Origin of the sequence: uncultured Abyssibacter sp., assembly GCF_964000955.1 — a bacterium.
GTDB lineage: Bacteria > Pseudomonadota > Gammaproteobacteria > Nevskiales > OUC007 > Abyssibacter.
On sequence record NZ_CAXFCL010000009.1, the window covers coordinates 1 to 13009 of the forward strand.

Below are 13009 nucleotides of genomic sequence, written 5' to 3' on the forward strand. Positions count from 1 at the left end.
CGTCGTCCAGATCCTGCCGGACGGCCACCGCGGAGTCGGGATAGGAGTGATTCAGCATGTCAGGCTCCGATGGCGATGCCGGTGAAGGTCTGGTTGATGTGCAACCCGTTGAACTGCTCCCCGTAAGTCGAGAAGCCAAACACGTTCCGGCTGGCCATGAACTGCCCCACGGGCTCCAGCATCGCGTTCTGCTCGAACTCCACACGCCGCAGAATGCAGTCGCAGCCAAGAATCAGGGCGGGATCGGGCACGGTTTCACGCACGCCATCGAAGGCCTCTTCCAGCGTCTTCATGACATCCACGGCATTGCCGACCGAAACGACGCGCCCCTCATCCACAGCGCAGTAACAGGTCAGCGAAAGATCCTCGTTGACCTGCCGGATGGAACGGACGTAGGGGTCACCGCCGATCGTCATGAGCAGCGGATGAGTGGAGAACACGTTGGCATCCAGCTGGTCCGGCGTGAGTCCGATCGCGTCGGCATAGGCGCGGGCGGCGGGCTCACCGTCGATCTCGATGATCAGCCGTCGTTCGGGATCGGCCTCGGTGATCACCAGATCAATATCACTGGGCACGAAGTGCTGGAACTTGAACGACGCACAAGGCTTGGCGCACTCGAACTGCGCGAGGACGGCCGCATTCTGAAGGAAACGACCGTCGTAGTAGACATGCGTCTGCCTGAACTGCTGGTTATCCCCGGCAGAACCGCCGATCAGTGGCACATCGCCCAGCGCCTGATAAAGGGACGCTGCAAGCTGCTCCTCTCGCAGGGACAGGCCATCGACCAGCAGCAGGCCAAAGCTGAACTCCATGTCGCACTGTACGAGCGTGGACTGCACCGCATCGACCGCCGACGAGGCGCAGGCGGTTCGATCCGACAAGGGCGAGATCAGGTGCGGTTGCACACGCAAGTCGCCACCGCGCAGGCCCGCGGCCAGAATTCCGGTGGCCTGAAAACCATTGGGACCAATCTGTCCCGACGCCGTGCATCCGATCACGGGGCAATCAAAAGCGGCCTTGAGCGCGGGACCAAGGGTCTCCAAATCCAGGTCCGGATCGCAGTAGAAGATGACTGCGTCGAGCGGGTCAGCACCCAGTTGCTCCCGCATCTCCTCCACCGCGTGCGGCGCGGCGGACTCGCGCGTCTGCGCATAGCTGACGTTCAGGGTCATCTCCGTACTTCCGATTGTGGTCTTGTCCTCCCGTTATCGGTGGCTTCAAGGAGGACTTGAACAACAGCCGGGCAAGGTCTCACCCAGTGGCGCCGGTGGCGCGACAAGCGGAATGGCGCAGGGGCGCCCTGAAGCGCCCCTGCCACCAAGACCAGGTCCGTCCCATCGCTGGGCAAGGCACGCAAAGCGAGATCCGGTCATTCCACGCCGGCTTCGAACCACCCGGCCGGGTCAGACCTCGGGTGGCCAGCTCGCGGGGCGAGCCAATGAGCGCAGCGTCAGAGCAGCCTGAACAGGCTCAGCCCCTGCATCCGCACCAGCGTCTGCTGCGCGGCTTCCAGCGCGGTGATCTGCAACGACAGCCGGCTGGCGGCCTCGGCGATGTCGACATCGCGCAGGTCGGACAGCGTGCTCATCAGTTCCACGGCGACGCCCTCGTGCGCGTCCTCGGCCCGGTCCAGGGTTTGCAGGCGGTTGCCGACGGACGCCCGGGTGTCGATCACGTGTTCGGTCGCGGCCTCGATGTTGTCCAGACCGCCGTACAGCGCGGTCGTGAGCCGGGCGCGGCTGGCCGAGGAACCGTCGAAGCCCTCCAGCGCCGTGGCGATCTGATCCAGCGTGGTGAAGACGTCCTGCTCGCCGGCTGGCGACACGGTGAAGCTGTCGCCATCGGCTGGTATTTCGTCGAAGCTCAGCGTCACGCCGTCGACGGTGAAACTCTCGCCCGGCGTGTAGGCACCGTCGCCCAGCGTGGTGCCACCGCTGTCAGTCACGGTCCAGTTTCCGGCACTGAAGCTGACGCGCCACGGCAACGCCGCCGGGCTGGCCGCAGCGTCGACCGCGATGTCGCTGATCGAGGCGTTACCGGAATTGCCTGTCGCCGCGGTCACCGCCATCGATGACGGAATCTGCATGAACACTTCACGACCGGTGTGACCATCCGCCAGCGACTGGTTCGGTCCGATGCGTACCGAGCGCGACTGGCCATCGCCGAGATAGGTCGTCCCGTCGCTACTGGCGACAAAGGCCTGATCAGTCTGGCGAGTCCCGCCGAACAGCGCGTTGCCGTCGGCGCCCTGACGATTGGCGATGGCGTAGAGATCGGCAAGCTGCGCACGCACCTGCTCGGCCAGCGACCGCGCGGTGGAGGCATCAATCGCGGCGCCGCCACCCTGGATGGTCAGTTCACGCACAGTGTTCAGCACGTTGGTGGCCTCATCCAGCGCGGCCTCCTCGCCAGTCAGCCGTTCACGCACCTGACCGATGTTGGACTGGTAGCGGGTGATCTGCTCCAGCGCCGAATCCAGCGCGACGCCTCGCGCCGCGGCGGCGGGATCATCACCGGCGCGCGTCATCCGTTCGCCGGAGGCGATCTGCTGCTGCGTTTTCGCGATCTCCGCCGTCTTCTGCTGAATCATCTCCAGCGTTCGCGTCTGGAAGGCCTGGGTGGAAATTCTCATGACTTAACGCCTCACCGCGGACAGCAGGGTATCGAACAGCCCCGATGCGACAGACAGCACCTGCGCCGCCGCCTGGTAGGCCTGTTCGAAGCGCATCAGATTGGCCGCCTCCTCGTCGAGATTGACGCCGGATATCGCGTCACGCTCGGCCAGATCGGCGGACTGGATGGACTGGGCGCCGGCGTAGGCGGCTTCCGCCGCGGCGGCGGTGTTGCCCACGGTGCTGACCAGCCGCGCGGCCGCGTCGGCGGGTCGATCCAGACCACCGCGCATCCACGACGAGCTGGCCAGATCGGACAAGGCCTGCGCCGCGCGATTGTCCGCCGAGCCGGCCCCCGTGGGGGTCAGGTCGAAGCGGTCGCCGGCGGCGGGCGTGCCGGTGAAGGTGAGCCGCGTTCCGTTGACCAGAATCCCGGTCTGGGCGTCGTAGGCCTCCGGTGCGGCGCCGTCGATCGACACCTGATCCGCCGCGGTGAAGACGATGCTTGCCGCAGCACCGAAGTTCGGGTCGTCGGCCTGCTCGGCAGCGACGGCGGCCAGCGCGATGGTCCCCGTGTTGCCGGTATCGGCCTCCACGACCACGGCGCCTGCGGCGGCAATGCCATCAGGATCGGACAAGGCCATCCCGACGTCGCTCAGCGCGCCGCTCAAATCCAGTCGGAAGCGGTCATTCGCGGCGGGCGTGCCGCTGACCACGACGCTGAGACCGTCGATGACCAGCGGATCATCCGTCGTGCCGGCGCCGCCGAGCGCGACCGTCTCACCGCCGTCGACACGCAACCATTGCGTGCCATCGAATCGCAGCACCGGATCGCCGTCCGGCAGATCGCCGGGATCGGCCACGGACACCGCGAGTTCGGCCGACCCGCTGTTGCCCGTGTGGGCCAGCACGTCGATGCTGGCGGCCGTGAACACCAGCCCGCCGGGCTGGCCGTCCGGCGTCACACCGGATGCATGCAGGGCGTTGAACTGCTCGGTGACGCCGATCGCGAGCTGGGCGACCTGCCCGCGGGTCGTCGCCAGCACATCGGCCGAGGCGAGAATGCCGCCGAGCCGGCCGCCGCCCACCTGATTGCTGATGTTGACGGCACCGCCCTGGGTCTCGATCGCGAGCTGCGGCACGCCGCCGCCTAGCGGATCATCGACCACCGACAACTCGTAGGCGTTGATGCCCAGCACCAGCGCCTGACCGGACTGGGAGAACACGTTCAGCTCGCCGGTATCCGACACGACGGTGCGAATATCCAGCTCCCCGGCCAGCGAACGCACCAGTTCGTCCCGCTGATCGAGCAGATCGTTGGGGGGATTGCCGCCGGAGCGGCCGGTCGCCAGCGCGATCTCCTTGTTCAGGTTGGCGATCTGCGACGCCAGACCGTTGGCCGAGGCGACCGCGGATTCGAACTCGAAGGCCAGCTCACCCTCGATGGTGTCGAACTGGTTCGACAGCGTGCCGATCCGGCGGGTGAAATCCTCACCGGCCGACAGCAGGGACTGCCGCGCCGCGGTCGAGGTCGGATCGGCGGCGACGGCTTCCACCGCGGTGAAGAAATCATCCAGCCCCGTGCCCACGGACAGGCTGGTGTCGGACAGCAGCGAATCCAGCCGCACCGCCAGCTCGCTCTGGACCTCGAAGTAGCCGACCTGGCTCGCGCCACTGACCAGCCGCTGCTGCACCAGATCGCTGGCGCTGCGCGTGACCGTCGCGGCATAAACGCCGTTGCCGAACACGCCCTGACCGGTCGTCGTCGGCGTGCTGGTCGCCAGTTCCACGCGCTGGCGCGAATACCCGGCCGTGTCCACGTTGGCGACGTTATGGCCGATGGTGTCCAGCGCCCGGCGGTAGGACAGCAGCGCCGACGAGCCGATGCTGAAAAGATCACTCATGTCACACGCCCGATGCCGCCGCTGGCGGCGCCTGGTTGAGGGCGGCCTGGGTTAGGCCGGATTGCGGCGATTCGGCGGTCCATGAGGTCATCATCGGCCCGTTGGCGATTCGCTTGAGCTTGCTCGCGTAGTTCGGATCGGTAGCGTAGCCGGCCGCCTGCAACGACTCGGCGTAACGCTCGCCGTCGCGCGCGTTATCCAGCGCCTCGGCATAGCGCGGCTGCGTCTTCAGAAAGGCGACGTAGTCCTCGACGCTTTGCTCGAAGGAGTCGTAGGCCCGGAAGCTGTCGACCATGTTCACGCGATGACCGCCGATGTATTCGTGGGTCATCACATCCACGGCGGGCTGGTCGCCCCGTGCCTTGATGCCGAACAGGTTGAAGCTGCTGTCGCCGGCATCATCGGCGGGAATCGACCGTCCCCAGCCGGTTTCCAGCGCGGCCTGCGCCATGACGTAGCGCGGATCGACACCCAGCCTGCCGGCGGCACGTTCGACGATCGGGGCCAGGGTCTGGACGAATTCCTCGGGCGACTCGAAGCCCTGGGCCTTGTCGCCCACCGGTCGTACCGCCTCGGTCGAGTAAAGCGGCAGCGCCGCCCGTGGCGAGGCGATACCGGCCTGGCGCTGGAACTGCTCGATCATCATGTCGGCCAGGCCCAGACCACCGGCCTTGCCGATGCTCTTCACCACCTCCTGATCCAGCATGTCGCGATACAGCCCGCCACTGTTGCCGGTCAGGTCGTCGCCGAACTCGGTCGCGCGCATGGACTGCAACATCATCTGCGTGAATAGCGACTCGAATTGCAGCGCCGCCTCACGCAGGGTCTGGATGTCCCGCGCGTTGGACGCCTGCCCCGCCAAACGCTCGACGCCACCGGTCGCGGTGGCGGCAAGCGGGTTCACGGTGGCGGCTTCGAGTTGCACGTCAGATGATCACCAGCTCGGCGCGCAGCGCGCCGGCCGTCTTCAACGCTTCCAGGATCGCGACCAGATCACCCGGCGCCGCGCCCACGCGGTTCACCGCACCGACGATCGCCTCCAGCGTGGCGCCGGAATCGAACAGGAACATGCGGTTGGATTCCTCCTCGATGGAGATGCCGGAATCCGCGACGATGGCGGTGTTGCCGTCGCCGAAGGGGGCCGGCTGGCTCACCTGGGCGTCCTCGCGAATGGTTACCGTCAGCGAGCCGTGCGTGACCGCGGCCGGATGCACACGCACATGACTGCCGATGACGACCGTGCCGGTGCGGCTGTTGACCACGACGCGGGCCGGCGCATCGCCAGGTTCCACGTCCAGGTTTTCCAGCACCGACAGGAACGCGACGCGCATGTCCGGATCGGCGGGCGCACGCACCGCCACCGTCACTGCATCCATCGCGCGGGCGGTCTGATCGCCCAGCAAATCGTTGACGCCGCCGGCCAGCCGCGTCGCGGTGGTGAAGTCCGGCGTGTGCAGGTTCAGCAGCACCTCGGACTTTGACGCGAAACCGTTGGCGACGCTGCGCTCGACCATCGCCCCGCCGGGAATCCGGCCGGCGCTGGGAATGTTCACCGAGATGCGCGAACCATCGAGGCCCGAGGCACCGAAACCGCCGACGACCAGATTGCCCTGGGCGATGGCGTAAACCTGCCCGTCCGCCCCCTTGAGCGGCGCCATCAGCAGGCTGCCGCCGCGCAGGCTCTTGGCATTGCCGATGGACGAGACGGTGATATCCAGCTTCTGGCCCGGTTTGGCGAAGGCCGGCAGCTCCGCATGGATCGCCACCGCCGCGACGTTCTTGAGCTGCGGATTGACGTTCTGCGGGATGGTCACGCCAAGCTGGGTCAGCATGTTGCGCAGCGTCTGCGTCGTGAACGGCGCCTGGCTGGACTGGTCACCCGTGCCGTCCAGACCGACGACCAGGCCGTAGCCGACCAGCGGGTTGCCACGCACGCCAGCGACGCTCGCCAGATCCTTGACGCGCTCGGCCTGCGCCAGCGGCGCGGCCAGCAGCAGCGCCAGTGCCGACATCATCCCGATCAATTTCCGGCTCATAGCGGCCACCACGCACTGTCGAAGAAGCGGGCCAGCCAGCCCTTGGCATTCGCATCGGCCAGCGCGCCCCTGCCGCTGTAGGCAATGGAGGCATTGGCGACACGGGTCGAGGCAATGGTGTTGTCCGGCTGGATATCCTCGGGACGAACCAGCCCGGAGATCTTCAGAATCTCGTCACCCTGATTCAGGTGCACACGCTTCTCGCCGATGATCACCAGCAGCCCGTTGGGAAGCTGCTCGGTGACGACGACGGACAGCGAGCCGGTCAGGCTGTTGCTCTGGCTGGCGTTGCCGCTGCCGGCGAAGTCGCGGTCGGCATCGACACTGGCCCCCAGAAACTCCAGCCCGTTCGCGGTCACCGCACCGCCGAACAGGCTGGGCGCGGCGATATCGATGCCGGTGGACTTGCCCGTGCTGGCCGAGGCCTGCTTCTGGGCATTGGTCTGCTCGCTGAGGATCACCGTGATCACATCGCCGACCTGGGTCGCGCGTCGGTCGTTGAACAGCGCCAGTCCGCGACCCGGCGAATAGATGGCGCCGGCGGTGGGCTGCACCATGGCCATCTGCGGCACGACGGGGACGGCGTCGGCGGGATTCGGCGTGCTGGCGCAGCCGCTCAGGGCGGCCAGGGCCAGCAGCGCGGTGATGAGGGACAGGCTTTTCATTGCGGTCACAGGTTGTTGTTCACGTAGGACAGCATCTGGTCCACCGTGGAAATCGCCTTGGAGTTCATTTCGTAGGCGCGCTGGGTCTCGATCATGTTCACCAGCTCCTCCACGACATTGACGTTGGAGGACTCCAGCGAGCCCTGGATCAGAGAACCCAGCCCGTTGAGGCTGGCGGTGCCGGATTGCGGCGGACCGCTGGCGCCGGATTCGGTGAACAGGTTGTTGCCCTGCGGCTGCAATCCGGCCGGGTTGACGAAGTCGGTGACCTGCAAGGTGCCGACCTGCTGCGTCTGGGCCTCGCTGGCGAACTGCACGGACACCGTGCCGTCGGCGCCCACGGTCAGCGTCTGCGCGCCATCCGGAATGTTGATTCCTGGCTGGACGGGATAGCCGCTGGAGGTCACCAGGTCACCGGTGGCGCTGATCTGGAAGCTGCCGTCGCGGGTGTAGGCCGCCGTCCCGTCGGGCAGCAGCACTTGGAAGAAGCCGCGGCCGTTGATCGCGAGGTCCAGCGGATTGCTGGTCTGTTGCAGATTGCCCTGGGCGAACTGCTTTTCCGTGGCGCCCACGCGCACGCCGGTGCCCAGCGACAGGCCGGTCGGCGAGTCAGTCTGCTGCGAGGTCGGCGCACCGACCTGCTTGACGTGCTGGAACAGCAGGTCCTCGAAACTGGCGCGCCCCTTCTTGAACCCGGTGGTGTTCACGTTGGCGAGGTTGTTCGACACCACGGACATGCGCGTCTGCTGCGCGTCCAGTCCGGTTTTTGCGACCCAAAGTGCTGAATTCATGAAGGAAACTCCTAACCGTTGATCCGCATGACCGCCGCCGCCGCCTGGGCGTTATCGTCGGCGCTGCGGATGGCCTTGACCTGCAATTCGAATTGGCGGGACAGCGCGATCATGTCGACCAGCGACTGCGCGAGATTGACGTTGGACGACTCCAGCGTGCCGACCGACAGGGACGCGCCGGCCACTGGCTCGACGGCCGCGTCCTCGACCGGACGGAACAGGCCATCGTCGCCGCGCCGCATGTCCTGCGGCTGGACGGCGTCGACCCGGATGCGGTCCACCGTGGCCTGCACGACGGCGCCCTGACCCTGCGGAATGACGGAAATCGTGCCGTCATCGCCGATGGTCACGCTTTCATTCGGCGGTATCGCAACCGGCCCGCCTTCGCCCAGCACCAGTTCGCCGCGGTTGGTCATCAGCTGGCCCAGGGCATCGATCTGCAACTCGCCGTTGCGGGTATAGGCCGTCTCGCCGTTGCCATCCTGCACGGCGATCCAGCCGTTGCCACGCACGGCGACGTCCAGCGGGCGCTCCGTGGTCATCAGCGTGCCGGCGGAGGGATCGAAGGCGGCGCCGCCGAACGTGGACGCCACCCGCGTCGGCAATCCGGCGCCGTCCAGCGGCGCCGTCTTGGCCATCGCCAGCTCGGCCCGGAAGCCGACGGTCGAGGCGTTCGCCAGGTTGTTGGACACCGTCGACTGCGCCGTGAGCGTGCGCACGGCACCCGACATCGCGGTGTAGATCGACTTGTCCATGGCTTACCTCCCCCGGTCCCGTCGCGATCAGATGTTGATGATCGTCTGGGTGATGGTGTCGGCCGCCGAGATGGTCTGCGCGTTGGCCTGGAAGCTGCGCTGCGCGGTGATCATCTTGACGAGCTGCTCGGTGAGATCGACGTTGGAGGCTTCCAGCGCCCCGGACTGGATCAGGCCCAGATCCGAGCTGCCGGCGACGCCCATCCGCGCCTCACCGGAGGCATAGGTCTCGGTCCAGAAGTTGTCACCCTGCGACTGCAAACCCTGCACGTTGTTGAAGTTGGCGATCGCCAGCTGACCCAGCTGCGTGGCCTGGCCGTTGGTGAAGCGGGCCTGGACGATGCCCTCGTCGGTGACCTCCAGCCCGCTCAGGCGACCGGTCGTGTAACCGTCCTGCGACAGGTTGTTGACCGAAAAGCTCTCGCCGTACTGGCTGGTCTCGGCCACGTCGATGGTCAGGTTCAGGTCGGCCGCGCCAGTGCTCACCGGGTGCGCCGGCAAGGTCAGTGCTCCGCCAGCGGGCGAAACCAGCTGGCCGCTGGTGTCGTAAGCCAGCTGCTGCGGAGAGCCCACGGCCGTGCCATCCACGTAGGCCTGCACGTTCCAGGTGTTAGCGGTCGCATCCTTCGTGTAGAAGAAGCTGGCCGTGTGCGCCGCGCCCAGCGAGTCGTAAACCGTCATCGACGTCGTGTGGTTGTAGCTGTCCGGGTCAGCCGGATCCAGCGGCGAAACCGCGGGCGCATCGGCATTCGCCGGCAGGTTGACGCTCACCGTCAACTCGCCGGAGGCCCGCGGCGGGTTCTCGGTGGACGACAGCTGCAGCGATTCCAGCCCACCGGTGGCGAATCCGCCGGTACCGACCGGTGGGAACACCTGCAGGTTCTGCCCCGAGGCGTTCACGACATAGCCGTCGCGGTCGATCTGGAATTCACCGGCACGGGTGTAACCCAGCGCGCCGCCCTGCGACACGGTGAAAAAGCCCTCGCCGTTGATGGCGAGATCCAGCGGGTTCTCGGTGAAGTTGATCGTGCCCTGGGTGAACTGCTGCGAAACCGCAGCAACACGCACGCCCGAGCCCTGGTTCAACGACGACAGGCCAAACTCGCCCGCCGCGTAGACGTCCGCGAACTCGGTGCGCGACTGCTTGAAGCCGGAGGTGTTCGCGTTGGCGATGTTGTGAGCGGTGGTGTTCAGATCCGCCGAGGCGGCGTTGATTCCACTGAGTGCGATATTGAACGGCATGAGACAGCCTCCTCAGGCGATGCGGGTAACCGTGGAAAAAGGAACGTCGCCAAACCCGGCGACTTCTAGCAGCAGGCCGCTGGCGCCCATGCGAACGGCATCAACGCGGCCTGCCAGTTCAGGCGTCAGCGCGACCTCCTGCTCGCCCTGACCCGCCCGGACTCGGACGGTGTAATCGGCGGCGGGCACGGCCTGGCCTTCGGCGTCCAGTCCGTCCCAGGAGAATTCGAAGGTCTCGTCCAGCACGCTGCCGGCGGCCGAGTAGCTGCGCACCGTGTGGCCGGTGCCGTCGACGATCTCGACGGTGACCCGGTCGGCGCCCAGCGGCACGTCGACGTGGCCGGAGACCGAACCGGTTCCGGGGTAACGCACCGTGGAGGTCGGCACCAGCACATCGCGATCGATCAGGGTGCTGGCCTGCAAGGCCTGGTCCGAGGTGAGCTGGGTCTGCAGATCGCCGAAGGACTCGTTCAGGCCGTAGATGCCATCGACCGTGCTGAACTGGGCGATCTGCCCCAGGAACTCGCCCGACTCCATCGGCTTGAACGGATCCTGGTTCTGGAACTGGGCGATCATCAGCGAGAAGAAATCCTGCTGATTCAGCATGTTCTGCTGCGCATTGTTGGCGGCCGCCGCCCCGGAGGTGGCACCGCCCAGCAAGCCGGTCAAACCGCTATCGGAAATCGTGCTCATGTCAGCGTCCCAGTTCCAGGGTCTTGAGGATCAAATCCTTGCCGGTGTTCAGCACCTCGGCACTGGTCTGGTAGGAGCGGCTGGCGGAGATCATGTTGACCATCTCCTCCACCGGATTGACGTTGGTCGCGTAGACATATCCGTTCTCGTCGGCATCCGGATGGCCGGGCCGATGGATGCGCTGCGGCGCCTCGGCGCTCTGCACGATCTCGCTGACCCGCACGCCGGCCTGTTCGGCGGCGTTGTCGAGTTCGGTTTCGAACACCGGCAACCGCGCCTTGTAGACGGCGTCCGGCGTACCGGCGACGGTGTCGGCGTTGGCCAGGTTGCTGGCCACCGTGTTCAAACGGACCGACTGCGCCTGCAATGCGGAGCCTGCGATCCTGAAGATGGAAAAGTCGGACATGAGATCCCTCCTACTCGCCGCGGATCGCGGACATCAGCGTGGTGATCCGGCCCTGCGCGAACTGCAGGCTGGCGCGGTAACGCAGCGCGGCGTCGGCGAAGGCCGCCTGCTCGCGATGCAGCTCGACGGTATTGCCGTCTTGGCTGGGCTGGGTGCTGACCCGCTCCGTGGCGACGGCGGGCGACGAGGCTTCGGCGACGCCGGCGATGTTCAGGTGACGGTTGTTCGTCCGCTGGAGCGTTGGAGCACCGCTCCCCTCAGCCGCCTGCGCCAGCGCGGTCTGGAAGTCGATGTCCGTCGCCTTGTAGTTGGGCGTGTCTGCGTTCGCGATGTTCGCGGCCACGTGCTGCAGGCGCTGCTGCTGCAAGGCCAGCGACTGCGAGTGGATTCCGTAGAGCTTGTCGAAACCGGTGGACATGCCGCATCTCCGGCGGGTCGTGTTCGCCGGGCTTCAGGCAAGCCATGTACCACGGCCCCGGCGCAGGGCCGGTCCGCGAGGGTGCGGGGGATGCCGCCGCCGATCAGACCATTGCGGCCTCGGTCAGCTCCAACTCCTTGTTGCGCAAGCGTTCGATGATGTTTCTGGCCAGCTCGTCGGAATTGAATTTCGGCACGAAACGATCAGCCCCGACCTGCTCGACCATGCTGTGGTTGAACACGCCGCTGAGCGAGGTATGCAGCAACACGTAGAGGTTTTCCAGGCGCGGATCGCGACGAATTTCCGTCGTCAGCGTGTAGCCATCCATGTCAGGCATCTCGACATCCGAGATCACCATCAGCAAATCGTTGTCGCCATCCGCGTCGGCCTGCGACTGCAGGAACCGCAACGCCTCGCGACCGTCATTGACCAGCACCGGTTCCAGATCGAGCTGCTCCAGCGTGCGGGCAATCTGCATGCGCGCCACCTTGGAATCATCGGCAACCAGCACCCGCCACTTGCGGCGACGCTCGTCGGTCGTATGCGGCGGCAGCGTTTCCAGATCAACCGCGAGACCGATGACATCGGCCAGCACCTTCTCCACGTCAATAATCTGGATCAGCCGGTCCTTCAACCGGGTCACCGCCGTCAGATATCCGTCGTCCCCGGCGCTGGCCGGCGGCGGCGTCACCTGGCCGACATCGACGTTGACGATGCGCTCAACGCCATGCACCAGAAAGCCCTGCACGCGTCGATTGAACTCGGAGACGATCAGGTAGCGGGGTTCCGAAGCGGGCGGCGTCGTCTGCACGGCCGCCGCCAGGTCCAGCACCGGAATCATCCGGCCCCGCACCGGCGCCACGCCGCGCACATGCGAATGCGCCGCCGGTACCCAGGTCAGCTCCGGCGCCTGCACCACCTCCTGCACCTTGAATACGTTGATCCCGAACAGCTCGGGCCCGCCCAGCCGGAACAGCAGCAACGCCAACCGGTTGTAACCGGCAAGCTGGGTACGGCGATTGATGGAGTCGATCAGGCCGGTGGACACGTGGGCATCCCGATGGGGTGTGCGCTGGGCATCGACCCGCATCCGGAAAACTTGAGGCTGGCCGATACCTGTTAACAGGATGCTTGCAAGGCGTTCTTTTATCGCTTCGGCGCGACGACGGATATGTACTCGGACCGTGGTACACCACTTGCCTGAAGCCCGGCATGAGACGTTATCTCGCCATTGCCTGGATTCTTTCGAGCACAACCCTGCTGCCGGGGCTGGCCGTCGCTGGTGACGGCGCGGAAGACATCGCGCGGTTGAACGCGGCCGCGCAGCGTTATGCCCAGCGTGAGTTGCCTGCCGGCACGACGGTGACGGCCGGCGGTCTCGACGCCCGGTTGCAACTGCCGCGCTGTGCGACGGAACCACAGGGCATGCGAATGATCGGCAATCCGGCCAGCGGTGCAGCGACGGTGGAAGTCCGCTGTCTGTCCAC

Annotated in this window: 13 protein-coding genes and 1 pseudogene; 1 reads left to right on the plus strand and 13 read right to left on the minus strand. The window is 66.3% G+C overall.

The window, feature by feature from the left end:
- Positions 1-59: 59 nt before the first annotated feature.
- The 13 genes from ABNS06_RS00285 to ABNS06_RS00345 all read right to left on the minus strand — a co-directional run bounded on the left by ABNS06_RS00285 (position 60) and on the right by ABNS06_RS00345 (position 12612).
- Positions 60-1172 carry an FIST N-terminal domain-containing protein gene (locus ABNS06_RS00285; protein WP_348671866.1) on the minus strand — a complete coding sequence of 371 codons (1113 nt, stop codon included), beginning with the start codon at positions 1170-1172 and terminating at the stop codon, positions 60-62.
- Positions 1173-1450: 278 nt separating this feature from the next.
- Positions 1451-2632: a flagellar hook-associated protein FlgL gene (gene flgL / locus ABNS06_RS00290; protein WP_348671868.1), complete on the minus strand. Its 1182-nt coding sequence runs from the start codon at positions 2630-2632 to the stop codon at positions 1451-1453.
- Between the two features lie 3 nt (positions 2633-2635).
- Complete coding sequence (flgK, locus tag ABNS06_RS00295; RefSeq protein WP_348671869.1) at positions 2636-4516, minus strand: flagellar hook-associated protein FlgK; 1881 nt, start codon at positions 4514-4516, stop codon at positions 2636-2638.
- 1 nt (position 4517) lies between these two features.
- The gene (locus ABNS06_RS00300; RefSeq protein WP_348671871.1) at positions 4518-5441 is read right to left on the minus strand and encodes a glucosaminidase domain-containing protein; all 924 of its coding nucleotides are present in this window, start codon (positions 5439-5441) and stop codon (positions 4518-4520) included.
- Position 5442: 1 nt separating this feature from the next.
- Positions 5443-6531, minus strand: coding sequence for a flagellar basal body P-ring protein FlgI (locus ABNS06_RS00305; RefSeq protein ID WP_348671886.1), 1089 nt, complete (start codon positions 6529-6531; stop codon positions 5443-5445).
- Between the two features lie 17 nt (positions 6532-6548).
- A complete protein-coding gene (flgH, locus tag ABNS06_RS00310; RefSeq protein ID WP_348671873.1) occupies positions 6549-7217 on the minus strand; it encodes a flagellar basal body L-ring protein FlgH in 669 nt (222 codons plus the stop codon).
- A gap of 5 nt (positions 7218-7222) precedes the next feature.
- The gene (flgG, locus tag ABNS06_RS00315) at positions 7223-8008 is read right to left on the minus strand and encodes a flagellar basal-body rod protein FlgG (RefSeq protein ID WP_348671875.1); all 786 of its coding nucleotides are present in this window, start codon (positions 8006-8008) and stop codon (positions 7223-7225) included.
- An 11-nt stretch (positions 8009-8019) separates the two neighbouring features.
- On the minus strand, positions 8020-8763 hold the full coding sequence (gene flgF, locus ABNS06_RS00320; protein WP_348671877.1) for a flagellar basal-body rod protein FlgF: 744 nt from the start codon (positions 8761-8763) through the stop codon (positions 8020-8022).
- Between the two features lie 27 nt (positions 8764-8790).
- A complete protein-coding gene (gene flgE / locus ABNS06_RS00325) occupies positions 8791-10005 on the minus strand; it encodes a flagellar hook protein FlgE (protein ID WP_348671879.1) in 1215 nt (404 codons plus the stop codon).
- Positions 10006-10017: 12 nt separating this feature from the next.
- Entirely contained in the window at positions 10018-10698 is a 681-nt protein-coding gene (locus tag ABNS06_RS00330) for a flagellar hook assembly protein FlgD (protein ID WP_348671881.1), read from the minus strand.
- A gap of 1 nt (position 10699) precedes the next feature.
- Positions 10700-11104 (minus strand): flagellar basal body rod protein FlgC, encoded by a 405-nt coding sequence (gene flgC / locus ABNS06_RS00335; protein WP_348671882.1) that lies wholly within the window; start codon positions 11102-11104, stop codon positions 10700-10702.
- A 10-nt stretch (positions 11105-11114) separates the two neighbouring features.
- Positions 11115-11522, minus strand: a complete 408-nt coding sequence (gene flgB, locus ABNS06_RS00340) for a flagellar basal body rod protein FlgB (RefSeq protein WP_348671883.1) — start codon at positions 11520-11522, stop codon at positions 11115-11117.
- Positions 11523-11625: 103 nt separating this feature from the next.
- Positions 11626-12612, minus strand: a complete 987-nt coding sequence (locus tag ABNS06_RS00345; RefSeq protein WP_348671885.1) for a chemotaxis protein — start codon at positions 12610-12612, stop codon at positions 11626-11628.
- A gap of 122 nt (positions 12613-12734) precedes the next feature.
- On the opposite strand from ABNS06_RS00345, the pseudogene ABNS06_RS00350 reads away from it, so the two are divergent.
- Positions 12735-13009 (plus strand): annotated as a pseudogene (locus tag ABNS06_RS00350) (hypothetical protein); the annotation flags it as partial.